Genomic DNA, 21,317 nt, shown 5'->3' with positions numbered 1-21,317 from the left:
GGGGTTGTCCGCGATAAGGGTCAAAAGGTCGGCGCTCATGTCGATTAGCCACCCTTCATTGCAGGCAATCCCGCTCCCCCATTGGCTTTTCAGATTCGTAGGGCAATTCTGAACAATTGTTATGAATTGTCCTTTTTCATACAGGTGTCGGGGATAGTTCATACAGGAAAGCTAGGTCGGGTCACGAGACGCCGACACCCTGATGCAAACCGCTCAGGACCACCTATCGTTACAGCTTTCCGTGTGTAAGGAAGCTCACGATATGCTGCGAACACTCCCACTCAGTGCCTCAGGCCGGTTACGGCTGCTCATCGGGGTAACCTTGTGCAGCCAGTTGCTGATGCCCACCTTCGCCATGGCCGACCCGGCCTATGACGCCCTGATCATCCAGGCGCGCAATGGCAACTTCACACCCGCCCTGACTCAGTTGCGTCAATTGCCTGCCGAGCGCCAGACGCCAGGCCAGATCAGCGATCACCTGGTGATCGCCGGTTGGGCCGGCCAGGATGCCGAAGTGCTCAAGGTATACGAGGCACAGGGGCAGAATCGCAACTTGACCGCCCAGGCGCTGGCTACGGTCGCGCGGACTTATCGCAATCAGAAGCAGTGGGCACAGGCCGAGGCGGTTTACCGCAAGGCACTGCTGCGTGAGCCGAACAATGTCGACCTGCAACTGGGCCTGGCCCTTACCCAGGCTGACGGCGGCAAAGCCAGCGAAGCGGTGCAACGCGCTCGCGCGCTGGTGGCCGCCAAGCCGGATGATCCGAATCGTCGTATGGCACTGGGTTATGCGCTGACGCGCGCGGGCTTGCAGTACGACGCGCTGTTTGAATTCGACCAGGCGTTTACCCGCGCCGGTGACAAGCCGGAAGTGGCTCGCGAATACGTTGTCGCCTTGCAAAAAGCACGTCTGCCCGAGCCTGCGTTGCGCCTGTCGGCTCAGCGCCCTGGTCTTGTCGATCCGGTGACCCAGCGTCGCCTCGAAGGTGACCTGGCCGCTGAGCGCGTGCGCATGGCCGAGTTCGCCACGCGTACCGAGAAAGAGCGTTATGTGATTGCTGATCGCGCCTTGCAGGGGTACGACCAGCTCCTTGCCCGTTGGACCCCGGACCCTACGGCCAAAGACGATGTGGTGCGTTGGCGCATCGACCGCCTGGGTGCGCTCAAGGCGCGGGCGCGCACTGCCGAGGTGATCCGCGAGTACCAAACCCTCCAGGCCGAGGGTGTGCAGTTGCCCACCTATGCGGTGCGTTGGGTAGCCGCGTCCTACCTCGACCAGCGCCTGCCGGAAAAGGCTGCGCCGTTGTATCGCCAAGCGCTGAGCGCTCCCGATGCGGACGTGGGCGACCGTGTTGAAGACAGCACCGCCTTGTTCTACGCCTTGCTCGAAAACGACCAAGTGGATGAAGCGCGGGCGGTCGCCAAGAACTTGGCCGACAGCCAGAAACCCCGGGTTGAACTCAAGGGATTGCCCATCGGCAACCCTAACGATGAGTGGATGGACGCCCAACAACTGGCCGCTCAGGCCGGCACCTATGGTTCCGACCTGCCGTCCAGCGAAAAGGCCCTGGAAGAACTGGTCGGCAAGGCGCCTGGCAGCATCGGCCTGCGCCTGGCGCAAGCCGAGATGTACCGCGCCCGCGACTGGCCACGGCGCGCCGAGCAATCGCTCAAGGAAACTGAAGCGCAAAGCCCGCGTGACATCGGCCTGGAGATGTCCCAAGGCTTCACGGCCCTGGACCTGCAGGAGTGGCGTCAACTCGACATCCTCACCGACGACGTGGTCGCCCGTAACCCCGACAACCGGCAGGTGCAGCGCCTCAAACGCCTGCGCGATGTACATGATATGGCCGAGCTGCGCGTCGAGGCCTACACCGGCAAAAGCTTCGGCGGCGGCAACAACGGCGACGCCGGTGCCGTCTCGGGTAGCCGTGACTGGGGCATTGAAAGCCGTATCTACACGCCGCCTATCGACGAAGACTGGCGCCTGTTCGCCGGTGCCGGTTATGCCACCGCCGACTTTGAGGAAGGCACCGGCCATCACCGCTGGCAAGTGGTCGGCGTAGAGCGTCGGACCCGCGACATGACCATTGAAGCCGAGGTTTCCAACCACTCCTACGGCGATGGCTCCAAACAAGGCGCTGCTGTGTCGATTGCCCGCGACATCAACGACAACTGGCAATACGGCGGTAGCCTCGGCTACCTCCTGTCCACCACGCCATTGCGGGCATTGAATGACGGAATTACGGCCAACGGTGGCAGCGGTTTCATCCGCTGGCGCGCCAATGAAAGCCGCGAGTGGAAGCTGACCCTCAGCCCCTCCCATTTCAGTGACGGCAACGATCGTTTCGAGGCCTTGCTCAGCGGCCGCGAAGGCCTTTACAGCTCACCGAAAGTGCAAGTGGACCTGGGCCTGGAAGTCGGCGCCAGCCGCAACAGCAAGGAAGACACGGTCTACTTCAACCCGAAGTCAGACTTCACCGTGTTGCCTGTCCTCAACATCAACCATGTGCTCTATCACCGCTACGAGACCCAGTGGAGTCAGCAGTTCCAGGTCGGTGCGGGTACGTATAGCCAACAGGATTATTCCACGGGTGGCATCGGTCTGGTGGGCTACGGCCAACGCTATCGCTGGAACGATGTCCTGGAAGCCGGCGCCAACCTGAGCCTGATCAGCCGACCTTACGACGGCGATCGCGAACGCGATCTGCGTCTGCTCGTCGACCTCACTTACCGTTTCTAGAAGAGCCTGACCATGACCGTCCTCAGCCGTTGCTTGTTGATTCTGGGCGTAATGCTGGCCAGTGCCTGTGCCCAGCAACCCGCGCCTTTCACTCCACCCGCCGAGCGGCCGACACCGGCCAACGAAGCGCCGTGGCCGAAAAACCATTTCCTGGGCATTGCCTACCACGACGTCGAGGATCGCGACCCCGATCAGGCGGTGGTGGCGGTGCGCACCGAGCGTTTGATCGAACAGTTGGCCTGGCTGCGCGAGAACGGCTACAAGGCGGTCAGCGTCGATCAGATCCTGGCGGCTCGCAATGGTGGGCCTGAGTTGCCGCCTAAAGCGATCATGCTCAGTTTCGACGATGGCTATTCCAGCTTCTATACCCGCGTAATGCCGATCCTGCGCGCCTACCGTTGGCCAGCGTTGCTGGCGCCGGTGGGCTATTGGATCGACACGCCGATGAACCAGCCAGTGGACTTCGCAGGCCAGCCACGGCCGCGTGGCGAGTTCCTCACCTGGCAGCAGATCCGCGAAGTGTCTCAATCGGGCCTGGTGGAAATCGCTGCGCACACCGACAACAACCACAAAGGCATCCTGGCCAACCCCCAGGGCAACCTGGAGCCGGCGGCGACCTCGCTGCGTTTTGATCCGGCCACTGGGCGTTATGAAAGCCAGGCGCAGTTCGATGCGCGGATGCGTGCTGACGTTGCCGCGATCTCCAACAAGATCCAAAAGGTCACCGGCAAGAAACCGCGGGTGTGGGTATGGCCTTACGGTGCCGCCAAAGGCACCTCGCTGGCGATCATTGGCGAGCAGGGCTACCAGATGGCCCTGACCCTGGAAGATGGCCTCGACAGCTCCAGTGACCTGATGAACAGCCCACGCTTCCTGGTGGCCTCCGACCCGGACGGCGAGCATTTCGCCAACAGCATGGTCGCGGTACAAACCAAGGCGCCGATGCGCGTGTTGCATGTGGACCTGGATAACGTCTACGACCCGGACCCGGCTCAACAGGCACGCAACCTCGACCAGTTGGTACAGCGCGTGGTGGACATGGGCGCCGGCACCGTGTTCCTGCAAGCCTTCGCCGATCCCAAGGGTGATGGCCTGGTGCATTCGGTGTACTTCCCCAACCGCCACTTGCCGGTACGCGCCGACCTGTTTAACCGCGTCTCCTGGCAGTTGCACACCCGTGCCCATGCTGCGGTGTACGCCTGGATGCCGGTACTCAGTTTTGCCCTCGACCCCAAGCTGCCACGCGTAACGCGCTGGGACCCGGAAACTGGCAAGGTCGGCCTCGATCCAGACCAGTACAAACGCCTGTCGCCGTTTGACCCGCAGGTGCGCAAGATCATCGGTGAGATCTACGAGGACCTGGCGCGCAACAACGCGATCGACGGTGTGCTGTACCACGATGATGCGGTGTTCAACGATTTCGAAGATGCCAGCCCCGCCGCGCTCAAGGCCTATACCGCTGCTGGCCTGCCGAACACCATTGAGGCGCTGCGTGCCGATCCGGCCGTGATGCAACGCTGGACTCGTTTCAAGAGCCGCTACCTGATCGACTTCACCAAGGAGCTGACCGCCAAGGTCCGCGCCATCGGTGGGCCGCAGATACAGACCGCGCGCAATATCTTCGCCGAGCCGATGCTCAACCCCGGCAGCGAAGCCTGGTTTGCGCAGAACCTTGATGATTTCCTGCAGACCTACGACTGGACCGCGCCCATGGCCATGCCGCTGATGGAAGGCCAGGAGTACAGCAACTCCAACGCCTGGCTGGAGAAGCTGGTCGCCACGGTCAAGGCGCGCCCCGGCGCCATGGAACGCACGGTGTTCGAACTGCAAGCCAAAGACTGGCGCACCAAGGCCGCCCCGGACATCGACGCCAAACAGATGGCTGAATGGATGGGTGTACTCAAGCGCCAGGGTGTCACGAGTTTTGGCTACTACCCGGACAACTTCCTGGAAAACTCCCCGGACCTGAAGACGGTGCGTCCGGCCATTTCCAACCAATGGAACCCTTGACCATGTTCGACAGACTCTTGGCTTTATTCGTGCTGGCATTGGTATTGGGTGTGCCCCTGGGCCTGATCTTCCTGGTCACCGGGCAGTTCCTGATGGACTTCGTGTTTTTCTACCCGCTGTTCATGTCGGCGTTGTGGATCGCAGGCGGCCTGTATTTCTGGCTGCACTGGGAGCGCCATTGGCCGTGGGAAGAGGACACACCGGCACCTACCTTGGCCGGTAACCCGCTGATCTCGATCATCATCCCTTGCTACAACGAAGGGGATAACGCCGCCGATACCATCCATGCGGCACTGGGTCAGTTGTACCCGAACATCGAAGTGATCGCGGTGAATGACGGCTCCAAGGACAACACCGCCGCGGTACTCGACGCCCTGGCGCTGGAGAACCCGCGCCTGCGTGTGTTGCACCTGGCGCAGAACCAGGGCAAGGCAGTGGCCTTGCGCATGGGGGCCGTGGCGGCGCGTAGCGAGTACCTGGTGTGCATCGACGGCGACGCGTTGCTGGATAAAAACGCGGCAGCCTATATGGTGGCGCCGATGCTGGATAACCCGCGCCTTGGCGCAGTGACCGGCAACCCGCGCATCCGTACGCGCTCGACCTTGATCGGCCGCGTGCAAGTCGGCGAATTCTCTTCGATCATCGGTTTGATCAAGCGCACGCAACGGGTGTTCGGGCGGATCTTCACGGTATCGGGTGTGGTGGTCGCGTTCCGTAAAAAGGCGCTGGACCGCATCGACTACTGGAGCACCGACATGATCACCGAGGACATCGATGTCAGTTGGAAGCTGCAGCTTGATCACTGGAGCATCTTCTACGAACCCCGCGCTTTGTGCTGGATTCTGATGCCCGAAACCGTCGGCGGCCTGTGGAAACAACGCCTGCGCTGGGCCCAGGGTGGCGCTGAGGTGCTGTTCAAGAATATCCGTGGCATCTGGCAATGGCGTCATCGCTACCTGTGGCCGCTGTTGTTCGAATACTGCCTGTCCACCGGTTGGGCGTTCACCTTCCTGTTGTCGGTGATCTTCTGGGGCGTGGGTAAATTCATCCCGATGCCTCAAGCGATTGCGGTCGACTCCCTGATGCCACCGGCGTTTACCGGGCTGGTTTTGGCGATGGTGTGCTTGTTGCAGTTCGCCGTGAGCATCATCATCGACCGCCGCTACGAGAAGGACCTGTGGAAAACCCTGTTCTGGACCGTGTGGTACCCGATGGTGTTCTGGCTGGTCAGTTTGTTCACCACCCTGGTCAGTTTTCCCAAGGTGCTGTTCAACCAGCATCAGAAGCGTGCGCGCTGGGTCAGTCCCGATCGCGGCATCAAACCTACTGAAGAGGAGGCGTGATCATGAAATTGGTCAGAACTCGCCAACGTACGGTGATGTGGATCATCGACGTGCTGTTGACCTTGATGGCCTGGGCAGGCCTGATCTGGTTGCTGGCACGTGGAATCAGCTCGATGCTGGAGACCCATGATGGCCCGCGTATCGATGCGCCGATTTTTGCCGCGCTCAACACCCTGCAGATCTACCTGTGGATTGCGCTGTTCAACGCTGTGATCCTGATCAGCTGGGCGCGCTACCAGCAGCGCCGGGGCCGCAAGTTCGCCCAGCGTCGCGCCGAGGCCAAGGCGCTGACCGACCAGAACCTGAGCGAGAGTTTCAGCCTGGCTGAAGGGGATCTGGAGCAGTTGCGTAAGCCTGGGGTGCTGGTGATCCATAACGACGAGGAGGGTGGTGTGGCGGAAGTGAAGTCCCATGTCTCCCGCGATGTCGAGAAGCCGGGGCTGACCCTAGTGCCTGCCAAGGATCAGAGCAAAGACGCCAGTTAAGGCGAACGCTGGAGGATCGTTCCCATGCAAGGTGGGAACGATTCGGTTTAATCCCGACAAATGGGATCCAATTCACAAAAATGCCGCGAACTTTTCTGCTTTTTCCGATACTAACCTAACTCGGCAAGAAGTTGATGGCCAATTAATGGCAATCTATAAGTTCTCCGATGAATCGCTATCAAGAGTGCTGCCGCCTGTCGGAATAAAAATTCCATGGCCCGTCAGCTTTTCTCTTTGATAATTTTTAGTTGTTATAAATCAATATGTTGCATGACTAATTAGTACTAATGTCCAACTAGCTCGGCTTTTTGAGTTGTCGGAAGTTAGGTGTTAGTTTGCCGCCCCTTGATTTTCGATGGATCGAATATGTCTTCGTTATTACCACGGACTCGGTTACTGCTATGCACTTTCATGCTCGCTTATTTGGGCCTGAACAGTGCCATGGCCGCCCCCACGCCCGGGGATCAGGACCTGATCCGCGATCGGCAGAACCGCCTGCTTGAAGAGCAGCGCCGGCGTCTCGAAGAACTCAAGGACCTGCCCGGTAAAGAAGCCAGGCCCCAGGCCCCGGCGACGCCCGCCGACACACGTTGCTTCCCGATCAAAGACATCGAACTCAAGGGCGCTGACAGCCTGTCTGCCGACGACCGCGCACGCCTGCTCAAACCCTACACGGGCCAATGCCTGGGCGTGTCGCAGCTCAACGAACTGCTCAGGGTCATTACCGACTACTACATCGAAAAAGGCCGCGTTACCAGCCGTGCCTATCTGCCGCAGCAAGACCTTTCCAGCGGTCACCTGCAAGTGTTGGTGGTGGAAGGCAAGCTCGAAGGCTTGAAAGGCGCACAAGGCAGTACCGTTACCGACCGTGAGCTGGCGATGGCCTTTCCCGGCAAGGTTGGCGAGGCGCTCAACTTGCGTGAAGTCGAGCAACTGGTGGACCAGCTCAACCGGTTGCCCTCCAAGCAGGCTCAGATGGAGCTGACCCCCGGTACGCAGATCGGCGGCAGTGAAGTGGTGGTCAAGAACACCCCGCAAAAACCCTGGCGCGCCAGCCTGTCGCGCAATAACGATGGGCAGAAAAGTACCGGCGAGCAGCAGTGGGGAGCCGGCCTGGAGTGGGACAGCCCGCTGGGCCTGGCCGATCAACTGGTACTGCGTGGCGGCCACGACGCCGTGAGTGACCACCAGAAAACTTCAAAAAACAGCATGCTCTACTACAACGTGCCGTGGGGCTGGTGGAACTTCAGCTACACCTACAGCGAGAGCGACTACCGCACCTATGGCAGGGTCGACGACTTCATATTCAAACAGAACGGCGACAACCAGAACCACCAATTGCGCGCTGAGCGGGTGATCCACCGTGACGACGTGAGCAAGACATCGGTGAACGTGGGCCTTGCACACCTGCGCACCAACAACTACATCCTCGACACCCGTACAAAGCCAAGCAGCAACCGCCTCAGCGAATTGCAACTGGGCATCAACCACGGGCGGCGTATCGGCAACGCGTTCGTCAACGTCGACCTGGGCATGCAGAACGGCATCGGCTTGTTCGACGCGCAATCTCAAGATGAGCGCGACCCGTTCGGTAATCGTCAACCCAATGCGCGCTACCGCAAATACACCGCCACCGTCAGCTATCTGCAACCGTTCGCCTTGTGGGGCGAGTCGTTCAGTTTTTCCAGCCTGGCCACCGGCCAACGCAGTGAAGACATTCTGTTCAGCCCGCAGCGCATGAGCCTGGGTGGTTCGGCCTCGGTGCGTGGTTTCAAGGATCAGCAGTTGATTGGCGATAGCGGCGGCTACTGGCGCAACGAAGTGCGCTGGGCCCGTGCGGTGACCGTCGACTGGTTGCGCCCGGCTTTTGCTGAATACGGCGCCAGCGTCGGCTACGACCAAGGGGTGATCAGCAATGATCGCTATAACGGCGGTGTACATGGCCGGGTGTCGAGTAACTCCCTGGAGCTGTTCGCCCGCGGCAAGAACCTGAGCACCAGCGTGACCTTTGCGCATTCTTTGGAACGCCCGGCAGTGATGAGCGAGCGCGAAGCGCCGATCTACTTCCGTATGGATTTCTTCCTGTAATTAAACGCCCCGCAGCAACGAGAATCTGAAAATGGATGTTCGCCAATTTGCCTTCCTGGCCCGCCAACCTTCCGCTGCATTGATCCCGCGCAACTCGTTCTTCGGCCTGCCCAAGCGCGGGCTGGTGCTGGTCCTGGCCAACGCGCTGTTCTGGCAGCCGCTGCTGGCCCAGGCTGAGGGGATCGTAGTCAGTGCGCCGGGGACCACCGTTGGCGCGGCGGGCAATGGCGTGCCGGTGGTGAACATCGCGACGCCTAACGGCAGTGGGTTGTCCCACAACCAGTTCAAGGACTACAACGTCGGCCCCAACGGGGTGATTCTCAACAATGCCACGGGTGCCGTGACCAATACCCAGTTGGGCGGCTATATCGTCGGCAACCCCAACCTCAAGGGCGGTGCAGCCAGCGTCATCCTTAACGAAGTCAACGGCGGCAACCCCAGCCAGTTGCGCGGCTTCACCGAAGTGGCGGGGCAATCGGCCAAGGTCATCGTGGCCAACCCCCACGGCATCACCTGCAGCGGTTGTGGTTTCATCAACACGCCAAATGTCACCCTGACCACCGGTAAGCCGGTGCTTGATGCGAACGGCCAGTTGCAGCGCTACCAGGTGGATGGCGGCGCCGTGACCATCGATGGCCAGGGCTTGAACGCGAGCAACGTCGATCGCTTCGAAATCATCACCCGCTCGGCCAAGATCAATGCGCAGATCAACGCACGCGAACTGAACGTGATCGCCGGTCGCAATGACGTGGACGCACGAACACTGAACGCGACTCCGCGCGCCGATGACGGCAGCACCAAGCCAGAGCTGGCGATTGATTCCTCGGCCTTGGGCGGCATGTATGCCGGTGCGATCAAGCTAGTGGGCACCGAAGCCGGTGTGGGGGTGAAGCTTGACGGCACGCTCGCGGCCAGCGGCGGCGATATCCAGATCGATGCCAATGGGCGCCTGAGCATGGCGCAAACGCAGGCCACCGGTAACGTCAAGGTCGCCGCGAAGAACGTCGACCTCACCGACAAGGTGTACGCCACCGGCACTGTGCAGGTGACCAGCGCCCAAGCCCTGGTCAACCAGAAAAGTGTGGCTGCCGGCCAACGTATCGAGATCAACGCGGCCACGGTCACCAACCCAGGCATCATCGAAGCGGGTGTCGCGCCTGACAACAGTCGAAACACCACCGGCGACCTGGTGATCAATGCGCAAACCGTCAACACCACTGGCAACTTGCTGGCCAGTCGCGCCCTGGCGATCACCGCCGCGCAAGCGCTGACCAACCAGGGTGCAATCATCCAAGCCAAGAGCGTCAGCGTCAGCAGCGCCAAACTGACCAATCAGGGTGCCAACGCGCGCCTGTTCGGCGAACAAAACCTGGCGATCAACTCCCCGGCCATCGTCAACCTCGGCGGCCTGATCCGCTTCGGTGATGGCCAGGCAGCCACGCTCGACAGCGCGTCCCTGGACAACCGCCAGGGCCGTATCGAAATGGCCGGTGGCAGCTTGGTACTGAGCAGTGCGGACCTGAACAACAGTGGCGGCCAAGTCATCGCCAACGAGCTGACGGTCAACGCCGGCAAGCTGAACAACCAGAATGGCGTGCTGGTGGCCAAGACCGCCACAGTCAATGCCATCGATCTCGACAACAGCCTTAAGGGCCTGATCCAGGCCGACGGTGGCGCGCTCAACCTCACCGCCTCCAACAGCTTCAATAACAACCAGGGTTTTGCCCAGGCCAACACCGACCTCACCATCAAGACCGGCAACCTCAGCAGCAACGCAGGCGGCGTACTGAGCGCCAACACTGGCAAGTTGACGCTGACCGCTGCGCAACAGCTCAACAACGCCCAGGGCCGCTTGCAAGCCGGGCAGGGCGATGTCGAGCTGCACGCCGCGAACCTGGACAACCAGAGCGGCGTGATCGTCGGTAAGCAACTGCTGCTTGACGTCAAGGCAGGGGACATCGACAACCGCGCCGGCCGCGTACTGGGCGACAAGCTGGACGTGCGCGCCTCCGGCCTGGATAACCGCAACGCCGGCCTGCTGGCCGGTGGCACCGAAGGCGTGAGCGTGCTGCTCAAAGGCCCAGGCCAGTTGCTCAACGCCCAAGGTCGCATTCAAAGCGAAGGCCTCTTGCACCTGCAAGGCGAGCGCCTCGACAACAGCGCCGGCACCCTGCTCGGTAAAACGGTCGAGGTGACCGCGCAAAGCCTTAACAACAGCAGCAAAGGCGCGTTGGTCAGCGATGGCGGTGACATCACCTTCAATGTCAGCGACCTGCTGACCAACGTCGACGGCGTGATCGACGCCGGCGAGCGCAGTATTCTGGTCAAGGCCCTCACCACGCTCAACAACGACAGCGGCACCCTGCGCGGCAAGCGCCTGGACATCGCAGCCCAGCATTTGAACAACGACAACGGCCAACTGCTGGCCGGCAACCTGGGCCTGGGCTACAGCGGCCAAAGTGTGACCAACCGTAAAGGCCTGATCCTCAGCGGCGGGGCGCACACCGAACTGAACACCGCAAGCCTGGATAACCAGGGTGGCACCGTGCAAGGCGATACCTTGACTGTCACCGCCGGCACGGCCGACAACGGCAGCGGTGGCCTGATGGCGAGCTTGCTGGGCGACCTGCAACTGACAGTCGAAGCCCTGACTAACCGTGGCGGCAAATTGTTCGGCAAAGAACAAGTCACCGTCAGTGGTGCGACCCTCGACAACAGCGCCAGCGGTCAGATCAGCGGCAACCTGCTCAACCTGACCTCACGCGACACCCTCACCAACCAGGGGGGCCTGATCGAAGCCAACCAAGGCCTGACCCTCGTCGGCGGTAATCTCGACAACAGCGCCGGCGGCCAGGTGCGCGCATTGGGTGGTGCCAACAGCAGCCTCGACTTCAGCGGCCAGGTCAACAACCAGAACGGTATGTTGGAGTTCGCCAGCCAGGCTTTCAGCCTCGACGCCGCGAACCTCAATAACCTGGGCGGCATGTTGCAGCACGCCGGCAGTGGCCTGTTCCATATCAACACTGCCGGACTCACTGGCAGCCAAGGCAACATCCAGGGCATGGGCACCGCTGACTGGGCATTCGGTAAAGTCGAAAGCCTCGGTCGGGTACAACTCAACGAAGTCCTTACCTACAAAAGCGCCCAGGGCCTGACCCTCAAGGCTGGCGACCGCATGGCCAGCGGCAAGGGTTTGATCCTCGACGTCGCCAGCCTCGACAACGGTGGCGAACTGCTCAGCGATGGTGATTTGAGCATCACCACTGCCGGCGACATCACCAACAGTGGTCGTGTGTCGGCGTTGAAAAATCTCAGCGTGACGGCGAATAACCTCAGCCAGAACGGCGGGCGCCTGGCGGGCAGCCACACTCAACTGAACCTGGGCGGTACGCTGGATAACCTTGGCTTCCTGACTGCACGTCAGCAACTGGATATTGCGGCGACGCAGATCAATAACCGCGGAACCCTGGGCGCTCAGGGTGCGGTGAACCTGCTGGCGTCGAACGGCATCACCAATGCTGCCGATTCACTGTTGTTCAGTGGCGGCGAAATGATCTTGCGTGGCAACAGCTTCGGCAATACCTACGGTGACGTTTATAGCCAGGGCAACCTCAGCTTTGCCGCCATTAATGGCGGACCTGCCGCCGGTTTCAGCAACCTGTCCGGCACCGTAGAAAGTGCCGGCAATATCCGCATCAATGCGGCGTTTGTGGAAAACGCCAAGGCCGAATTCGAACTCGGGCAAACCCTGCAGGGTGGGCGTGTAGAGTGGCTATGCGGCCAGCATTGCGACGGGCATGATTCGTTCAAGCGCGGCCAAATCAACATCTACCAGACCTACCTCGAATCAGCGATCAAGGATTCGGCACCCGCTCGTCTTGTGGCGGGCAAAGATCTGCTGATCCAGGCAGACATGGTGCAAAACCGCTACAGCCTGCTGGCCGCTAATGGCAACCTGGGCATCGTCGCCAATGACCTGCTCAACCAGGGCGCGGGTACGCGCACGGGTCAAAACACCATCGTCATCGGTACGCCGCGCAGGATCGACCTTGGCTATTGGGACCAGACGGAGTACGTCGAAATTCCGGCGTTCAACGCCGCTGTCGCTGCGGGCAACTTTGACCTGGCGCGTTTCGAAGCACTCAAGGCGCGGTCTTCGGATGCGCGTTTCGCTGAGGTGAGCAACGTCACCACCTGGACCGACAATGCCGGCCCGGGCTATGGCGCCACGCTGCAAGCCGGCGGCACCGTCAACCTCAACGTCGCCCGTACCCTGCAAAACGGCACACTGCACGAAAACACCCTGGCGCAACTCACCGGCACCCTGGGCGATGACCAGACTGGCATCCCTGTCGGTGGCATCAACATCAACCTGAGCAAGCACGCCAACGACGCCAGCGCCCAGGCGCCCGGCAGCGTGCTGCCAGTGGCCGGTGTCGCGCCCGGCGGTGGATTCGTACCCGTGGACTACACGGGCACACCGTTCGCGCCGGTCGACCCCACCACTGCGCCCAACTTCCAGCTGCCCAAGGGCGAATACGGTCTGTTCGTTAAAAACGCCGACCCCACCAGCCATTACTTGATCGAAACCAACCCCGAGTTCACCTCGTTAACGGGCTTCTTCAGCTCCGACTACATGCTCGGCAAGCTTGGCTTCAACGCCGACAACGCCTGGCGTCGCCTCGGTGACGGCCAATACGAAACCCGCCTGATCCGCGACGCGGTGCTCGCCCAGACCGGCCAGCGCTTCCTCGCTGGCGGCCTGTACAGCGACGCCGACCAATTCCGCTACTTGATGGACAACGCCCTCGCGAGCAAAGACGCCCTGCGCCTGAGCCTCGGTGTGACGCTTACCAGCCAGCAGGTCGGCGCCCTGACCCACGACATTGTGTGGATGGAAAACCGCGTGGTCGACGGCCAGACAGTCCTCGTCCCAGTGCTGTACCTGGCCCAGGCCGAATCGCGCAATGTACGCGGCAACAGCCTGATCCAGGGGCGCGACCTCAACCTCGTCACCGGTGGCGACCTGGTCAACGTCGGCACCCTGCGCGCCAGCAACAACCTCTCTGCAGCCAGCACGGGCGGCAGCATCTACACCGGCGGCCTGGTCGAAGCCGGCAACAACCTGAGCCTGCTGGCCGACGACAGTATCCGCAACGCCATGGCCGGCGAAATTCGCGGCAAGCAAGTCAGCCTCGCCACGCTCAAAGGCGACATCACCAACGACACCACCGCCATCCAGGTGCGTGACGGCGCCGGCATGCGCACCCTCACGGACACCAGCGCCGGCACCATCGTCGCCCGCGAAAACCTGGCCATGGACGCCCACCGCGATCTCACCAACCGCGGCGCCCTGGTCGCCGGCAACGACGCCAACCTCGTCGCCGGCCGCGACCTCAGCCTCATTGCCGCCAGCGATACCAGCGTGAAACATGAGTTCAGCGACGGCGGGCACAAGTCCACCATCACCACCGACGTCAAAAACCTTGCCGCCACCGTCACGGCGGGGGGCAACCTGAACATGAAGGCGGGTCAGGATGTAAACATCATCGGCAGCACCGCCACTGCTGGCAAAGATATCAATGTCGACGCCGGGCGCGATTTCAACGTGGCGTCGGTCAGCGATGTGCATAACGTCGAGGGCAAGGAGAAGGACGGCAAGAAACGCATCAAGACTGCAGACGAGCAGACCACTCAAGTGGCGAGCGTACTGGCGGCGGGTGGGAACTTTGTCAGCCGGGCGGAGCGTGACACCACGATCGTGGCGAGCAAAATCAGTGCGGGGAATGAGGCTTATTTGTATAGCGCAGATAAGTTGAGTCTGCTGGCGGCTGAGAACAGCACGCACACGCTGTACGACATGAAGAAAAACAGTGGTTGGGGCTCCAAGAAGACCCAACGTGACGAGGTCACCCGCATAACCAACGTCGGCACTGAAATCAAGACTGGCGGCAACCTGATACTCCAAAGTGCAGGCGACCAGACCTATCAGCTTGCCAAGCTGCAAAGTGGTAAGGACATCACCCTGGACAGCGGTGGCACCATCACGTTTGAAGCCGTCAAGGATTTGCATCAAGAGAGCCACGAGAAAACCAACAACAACGCGTTCTGGGTGTCCTCCAAAGGTAAGGGCAACACAGATGAAACCGTGCGCCAGAGCCAGCTGATTGCCCAAGGCAATGTGGCGATCAAAGCCGTCGATGGTTTGAAGATCGACATCAACCAGGTCAACCAGGACACCGTTAGCCAGTCGATTGATGCAATGGTCAAGGCCGACCCGCAATTAGCCTGGCTCAAGGATGCCGAAAAGCGCGGTGATGTGGACTGGAGGCAGGTCAAGGAAATCCATGACAGCTTTAAATACAGCAACTCAGGCCTGGGTCCGGCTTCGCAGATCATTATCGCGATTGTGATGGCGGCCGTGGTTGGCCCCCTGGCAGCAGGTGCCATGGGCACCGCGACGGGCGGCATGGTCGCCGCCGGAACAATTTCCGCAGAAACGGCGGCCGGCATATCCGCTGCGGCCGGCGCCGTTGCAGCAGGCGCCGCGACAAATGCAACGGTCAGCGTTATCAATAACCGTGGCAACTTGGGCGCTGTGTTCAAGGACGTGACCTCTTCGGATGCGATGAAGGGGTACGTGATTTCCGGTGCTACTGCGGGCCTGACGGCTAGTTACTTCGACGGTTGGACCGGCACAGAGACCAACTACTCAACCGGTAACATCACTTCCCCGCCGTTGAATACATGGACCGGAGTCGGCCAGTTCGCGGCCAGTCAGACCTTGCAAAACGGCACGTCAATGCTGGTTGGCAAGGCATTGGGGCAGGGCGGCAGTGGCAGCGAGGCGTTGAAAAGTGCGCTGTTCAATACGTTGGCGGCGGTGAGTTTCAATGCGGTAGGCGACTACACCAAAGGGCGTTTGACCGATGGTTACCCGCCGAAAATCATTGTGCACGCAATGGTCGGGGGCTTGCTTGCGGAGGCGACGGGGGGCGACTTTAAAACGGGAGCGCTGGCCGCCGGGGTCAATGAAGCGGTGGTTGGCCATTTGAACGCCTTGGTTAAAGGTGACAAAACCCTGCTGTCCATGAGCTCACAAGTGGTAGGCGTTCTCGCGGCAGCTACACAGAAAGATGCTGACGCCAAATCCCTGGAGAAGGGAGGTTGGGTGGCGAAAAATGCCACGCAGTACAACCATTCGCTCCACGAAATGCAGACCGTTGCACTCGATGAGCTACGTCGACGCGACCCAGAAAACAAGGCGAGATATGACGCAGCGGCATGTGCATTGACCCATTGCAGTGCATCTGTTCCTCCGGATGACAAGAATTACAAAGCCCTTGTTGAGTTGGAAAATCAGGGGCAGGGGTATACCGAGGAAATTGCATTACTCAAAAGTACAGGGCAGTTCAATTACACCTTCAAGGATCGAGTAGACGACGCCCTTAGCGCGAATGATGAGCTACTTACGAATCTCGGGCACGTCACAAGCGCGGTGGGTGGCGCGGGTGCCGGCACCGCTTCTTACATTGGTATGGTCGGATCCTCGCCGGCCTGTGTGACCATTGTTGGTTGCGCTGCTCCGTTCACCCTGGGTGCTTTCGGAACGGTCGCGTTTGCAGGTGCCGCCAATTCATACGATCAGATCGGTGCACCTTACATCTCTACGGAGGGGGACCGAGTTCTAGCTTCGCTCCACCCAGAGCAATATCCTGGAGAGGCGAGTCCCCTTGGCGATCTTAGCTACAGGGCTGCTGAATCGCTGGCGGAGTTGGCAGCGGCGCATTATGGGGGTAAGGCGTTATCAGGGGAGCTTTCATCAGTTATTAAAGGCAGTTCCTCTCCGTCAAAGGTTGTCGACACTACAAGAGGGCAGCCTTCGATTGGTGCAACGGCAGACAACGAAGCCGGGGGTTACTCTTACTATGATCAATTTAAGGCTGGCGACGGGGGATGGGCTTGGCCGAAGGATCTTGGTTTTGCGGGTGCGCGCGAGCAGGGCATACTGCCTATTGGCACAAAGTTGGATCGTTATGGTTCACCGAAGGGTTCTTTCCTGTCACCTCAAGGCGTGCCCTTTGAGCAGAGAGCCTTGGCTCCGGGCTCAAGAGCTACGGATTATTATCAATACGAAGTTGTAAAGCCGCTTCCTGTTGTAAGAGGTGAGATTGCCCCGGCGTTTGGTGAGCCAGGGGGTGGCATTCAAATTTTGCCCGACTTTGCTGAAAGATATAATGTTGAAAGATTGATTCAAGAAGGTTATCTGAGGAGAACAAATTAATATGGCTTCTGGGTTGGATGATCTGCAACGTTCAGTCGGGTTGATAGGCGAGAAACTAGGAGCGCCGAAGTCGTTGCTGTTGGTCAGAGACCGCTCCCCTGAGGACGGAAGCCCCCACGTTGAGTTTAAAGATGATGGGTTTGATTATGTTTCTTCAGAAAGAGGATATGAGGTCTTCAGGAAACATGCGGGCTCCTTGGATGAGCTGCTTTTTTTGATAATAAGTGGTGTGGCTTTTGAGATGGCCGTTGAGTATGAGCTTCATCATCGAGTTGCTGGAAGGGATTCCAGAAGAGTGATGTTTGAAAAGTATATTTCAGATCTTAATAAAATTAATCCAGAGTGGGCAAGAAAAGCGTCGGATGAACTTGATGCGGTACTGCTCTCCAACCCGTTTGTAGATAGTTGATGATAAGTGTCGTCTGCAAATCGAAGCGGAGAAAGAGCGTGAAAATTAGTAAATGGCTGCTAACAGTATTATTGTCGGCCTTGGGGGGGTGCGCACCTTCCCATTCCAATTGGGAAAATGGAATGAATCTCTGGGTAGGTACTCATTTTGATTCCCATCTTTACAAGGACTGCACGCGAGGCTGTGGCGACTCATATTGGTCGCCTGTAAATAAGAACAAGACGTTTGATAAGGTTGTTGATGAAAGCGGAGGCAAACGGTATTACATAACTTGGATCAGAGATTGTCGATATTCGGTTTTTGTCGCTGCGGATCGGCTAATAAAGTCATGGAGATACGAAACGTCTAACGTAAAAGGATGTTATGTCTTTTAACTGCTGTCTTCAGCGCAGAGAAAGAATACAGATGTATTTAGTAATTACTTGCCGATCAGTGCCAAGCCTAAATAAATCCGTCCCCATTTTCGCTATATAGGTGGCTCGTCAGAAGTTCTTGGAAGCAGTCTGGGTGCCTACGGTTCTGAAGTTATTAACGGCGTTATAACCACTGCTGGAGAGAAGAAGTGATCAAGCCGAGATCAAGGGTGCAGGCATTTATATTGTTATTGATTTATGTGTTTTTGTTATTTCTGTTGATGGGGGTGATTGCAAAATTTTTGGGGGCGCTGATTAATTATTCAAAGAGTGATGTATGGCGCTTTGGTTGGGCTGATAGTGTTGATCTCTTTCCGGGTGTTTTCGCTTACGCACTTCCTGTTGGCGCAGGCATTTTGGTGCAGTCATGGTTGAAAGATCGTAAGAGAAGTAAGTCTGACAGTGGGGAGGGGTAAACGACTGAATGGGGTAATCGTTGTTCTGGTGTTCCTGGCCGGCTGTGCTCTGGGTCTCCAGCAACGATGGAACGACCGTTGAGTCGCCTGTTTACAGTCTTTGCTCGCGCGTGCCCCGTACCTCCAGTTGCTACCTGTTTTAGAAAAAAGTCGGACCACGGGTGTGATGTGATGGCGACGCGGGTAGATCTTGATTTCTGTGCTCAACTACGCATCTTGCCGATACAGCCCCGAACCTTTTCGTAGATCCCAATGTCTTTACCCCGCCCAACTACATCCGGTTGGGCTGCATGGACTGCAACGTTTTCAACAGCATTAAGGATTGATGTGAGCCTTTCCCCCCTATTCCCTGCCTCGTCACTGCCTTTCGCGGTGCGAAGGGTTGCACCTGCGCATCCGGCACGCGCGACAAGGGTATGCACTCGGATCCTTTGATCCTTCGCTTGGTACATCTACGGCCGCCGGGCCTATTGGCGGCTTTGACCTGTAGTTCATGGAGTTAGAAATGAAGCGCAAGCAGTTCCAGAAAAGCCTGTTAGCAGTCATGGTCGGCGCAATCAGCACCCAGGTGCTGGCGGTGGATGTCGACCTTGGAGCGGGCAAAACGATGTTCATCAGCGAAACCTACAATGAGTCGTTGGTGCTCACCGGGCAGACCACCCAGGTGGTCGATCAGAACAGCACGGCCGCTGCAGGGCTGGGGGTCGCCAATACCCACATCCAGGGCTCGTTGATCAACCGCGCGGACATTACGCTGAATGCCGATGGCCGTACCATCCGTGGCATTGCGCTGGACCCGATGTACTGGACCGGTCCTCAGAACCTGAGCCCTGGTTCCGTCACGGGTAACGTAGAGCAGGCCGGTATCATTTCGATGAACAATGGTGGCGACGAAGGCATGGAGATCGGCAAGACGGTCATTGGCGGCAGTGTGATCAACTCCGGCACCATCCGTTCGACACCGCCTTCGACACCGGCACCGTTTCCCTCCTTCATCGGTGGGGGCGAGGGTATTTACCTGCATGGCACCACCATCGCCGGGGATGTTTCCAACACTGGCCTGATCGACATGGCGGGTGAAGGCGCGATCGGCATCATACTGGACCGTGACAACAACACCCCGACCACCATCGGCGGCAAGATCCTCAACTCCGGCACCATCAAGGCGACAGGCGAAGGCGCCTGGGGCATCGAAGTTGAAACCGATACCAGCCCGCTGCGAATCGAAAACAGTGGCTTGATCTCGGCCAATGGTTTGGGGGCGCGTGGCATGTTGGTGTACCAGGGCACCTTCGATTACATCCTCAATACCGGCACCATCGAAGGCCTGGGCACCGATGCTGGGGCTTTCGAATTCTCCGGGGCCGACTTCGCGCAAAACAGCGCGGCGGGCTCACGCGGTATCGTCAACCGCGGGATCATCCGTGCGGATGGCACCGCCATCAGCGTCAACCCGGCCGATCAGGTTTCGACCTTTGAAATCAACCAGCAGGCCGGTGAAATCCGCAGTAATTCCGGCACCGCGATTGATGCAGCCAACCTTGCGACGCTGAATTGGACGGGTGGCAACATCATCGGTGACGTGCTGAACCTGAACGCGGTGAACATCGACGGCCAGGCGGGTTTCACAGGCAGCCGCATCATTGCGCCGGTGTCGATCAACTCAGGTTCCCTGAACCTCTCCGCGCCAGGCACTGCCATTACCGGCAACCTCAACGTAGCCAGCGGCGCCGGCATTGATATGCACCTTTCCGACAGCGTAGTGCCGACCACGCCGTACTTGACCGTCAACGGCGCAGCCAACTTTGCCCAAGCCTCGAAGCTGACGGTAAGCGCCAACCCAGGTGATTTCGCCAGCACCAACAGCGGCACCCAATACACCCTGCTGCAAGCCACCAGCGTGCAAGATGGCGGGCTGTCCGTGGCCAGTTCTTCGTCGCTGCTGGACGTGCTCAGCTATTCGGCCGACGCACAAACGGTCAAGGCCGTGGTGGCGGTCAAAGACAACCAGCAAGTGCAGCAGGAACTGGCTGGCGTAGGCGCGAGCGCGGCTTCGGCCACGGCGGTCAACACCTTCAAGAACGACGTATTGAGCCGACTCGGCCAAAACGATCAGGTGTTCCAGGCCCTGGCCAACGCCGGTACGGCGCAGCAACTGGCGCAGATCGGTGACCAGCTCAAGCCTGACGTCAACCGTGGCGCCCTGGATGTGGCGTTGTCCGGGCAAACCGTCATCAACGGCGCGATCTTCAATCGCCTCACTGACCAACGCGAAAGCCGCCAGGCCGGTGGCGTGTGGGTGCAGGGCCTGAGCAGCAACATGGACCAGGACGGCCGTGGTGGTGACAACGGCTACTCGGCCAACAGCAGCGGCATGGCAGTGGGTGTGGACAGTCGTGTGAACGACACCACCACGTTGGGTGTGGCGTACAGCTACCTTAATTCCAACATCCATTCCGACCTTGGCAACAAAACCGATGTCGAGGGCCACGCGCTGTCGCTGTACGGCAACTGGGCGCTGCAGAACTGGTTTGTCGACGGCAGCCTCAGCTACGGTCATAACGACAACGACAGCAAGCGCCACATTGCTGGCACCACGGCCAAGGGCAGCTACGACAGCAACGTGTTGTCGGCCAGTGTGATCGGCGGCTACAGCTTCAAGCCGTCCGAGACGGTTGTGATCGAGCCTCGTGTGGCTGCGCGTTACTCCAACGTACGCATGGATGGCTACGACGAGAAAGGGTCGTCGGCCGCTCTGAGCACACGTTCGCAGCGTTATGAGGTGGGCGAGTTGGGCGCCGGTGTGCGCCTGGCTGGCAATCTGCCGATGGGCGCAGGCAGCCTGCAGCCGGAAGCGACGTTGATGGCGTATCACGACTTGATGGGCGATCGCGTGGCGCAAACTTCCAGCTACATGCTCGGTGGTTCGGCATTCACCGTGACCGGCGCGTCAGTGGCACGTGATAGCTACGAGGCCAGTGTGGGTGTGAACTACCAGGTTGCAGACTTCACCGTGGGCGCCAGCTACACCCGTCAGGCGCGCAGTGGGTTTGATGCCGATGGCGTGATGCTCAAGGCGCGGTATGCGTTTTAAGCTCGGTTAAGGCATTACGCTGTACCGGTGGC

The 21,317-nt window shown here is 59.5% G+C and carries 9 protein-coding genes; all 9 read left to right on the top strand.

Features of this window, described 5'->3' with window-relative positions; translation table 11 throughout:
* The first annotated feature begins 262 nt into the window (after positions 1-262).
* The 9 genes from pgaA (at position 263) to ACP7C6_RS21765 (ending at position 21,285) form a co-directional block, all read left to right on the top strand.
* Positions 263-2,743 carry a poly-beta-1,6 N-acetyl-D-glucosamine export porin PgaA gene (gene pgaA / locus ACP7C6_RS21805; RefSeq protein WP_068937699.1) on the top strand — a complete coding sequence of 827 codons (2,481 nt, stop codon included), beginning with the start codon at positions 263-265 and terminating at the stop codon, positions 2,741-2,743.
* 12 nt (positions 2,744-2,755) lie between these two features.
* Positions 2,756-4,753 carry a poly-beta-1,6-N-acetyl-D-glucosamine N-deacetylase PgaB gene (gene pgaB, locus ACP7C6_RS21800; protein ID WP_122730218.1) on the top strand — a complete coding sequence of 666 codons (1,998 nt, stop codon included), beginning with the start codon at positions 2,756-2,758 and terminating at the stop codon, positions 4,751-4,753.
* 2 nt (positions 4,754-4,755) lie between these two features.
* Positions 4,756-6,096, top strand: coding sequence for a poly-beta-1,6-N-acetyl-D-glucosamine synthase (gene pgaC / locus ACP7C6_RS21795; RefSeq protein ID WP_068937700.1), 1,341 nt, complete (start codon positions 4,756-4,758; stop codon positions 6,094-6,096).
* 2 nt (positions 6,097-6,098) lie between these two features.
* Positions 6,099-6,581 (top strand): poly-beta-1,6-N-acetyl-D-glucosamine biosynthesis protein PgaD, encoded by a 483-nt coding sequence (gene pgaD / locus ACP7C6_RS21790; RefSeq protein WP_068937701.1) that lies wholly within the window; start codon positions 6,099-6,101, stop codon positions 6,579-6,581.
* 366 nt (positions 6,582-6,947) lie between these two features.
* Entirely contained in the window at positions 6,948-8,669 is a 1,722-nt protein-coding gene (locus ACP7C6_RS21785; protein WP_426109225.1) for a ShlB/FhaC/HecB family hemolysin secretion/activation protein, read from the top strand.
* A 31-nt stretch (positions 8,670-8,700) separates the two neighbouring features.
* A complete protein-coding gene (locus ACP7C6_RS21780) occupies positions 8,701-16,953 on the top strand; it encodes a DUF637 domain-containing protein (RefSeq protein ID WP_426109224.1) in 8,253 nt (2,750 codons plus the stop codon).
* Between the two features lies 1 nt (position 16,954).
* Positions 16,955-17,362 carry an Imm63 family immunity protein gene (locus ACP7C6_RS21775; RefSeq protein ID WP_305383357.1) on the top strand — a complete coding sequence of 136 codons (408 nt, stop codon included), beginning with the start codon at positions 16,955-16,957 and terminating at the stop codon, positions 17,360-17,362.
* A 562-nt stretch (positions 17,363-17,924) separates the two neighbouring features.
* Positions 17,925-18,191: a hypothetical protein gene (locus tag ACP7C6_RS21770; RefSeq protein ID WP_426109223.1), complete on the top strand. Its 267-nt coding sequence runs from the start codon at positions 17,925-17,927 to the stop codon at positions 18,189-18,191.
* A gap of 505 nt (positions 18,192-18,696) precedes the next feature.
* Complete coding sequence (locus ACP7C6_RS21765; RefSeq protein WP_426109222.1) at positions 18,697-21,285, top strand: autotransporter domain-containing protein; 2,589 nt, start codon at positions 18,697-18,699, stop codon at positions 21,283-21,285.
* The last annotated feature ends 32 nt before the right edge of the window (positions 21,286-21,317 follow it).

Source organism: Pseudomonas sp. TWR1-1-4 (assembly GCF_049897165.1).
Lineage (GTDB): Bacteria > Pseudomonadota > Gammaproteobacteria > Pseudomonadales > Pseudomonadaceae > Aquipseudomonas > Aquipseudomonas canadensis.
Note: the sequence above shows the minus strand (reverse complement) of the source record. Positions and strands in the feature narration are given on the sequence as shown.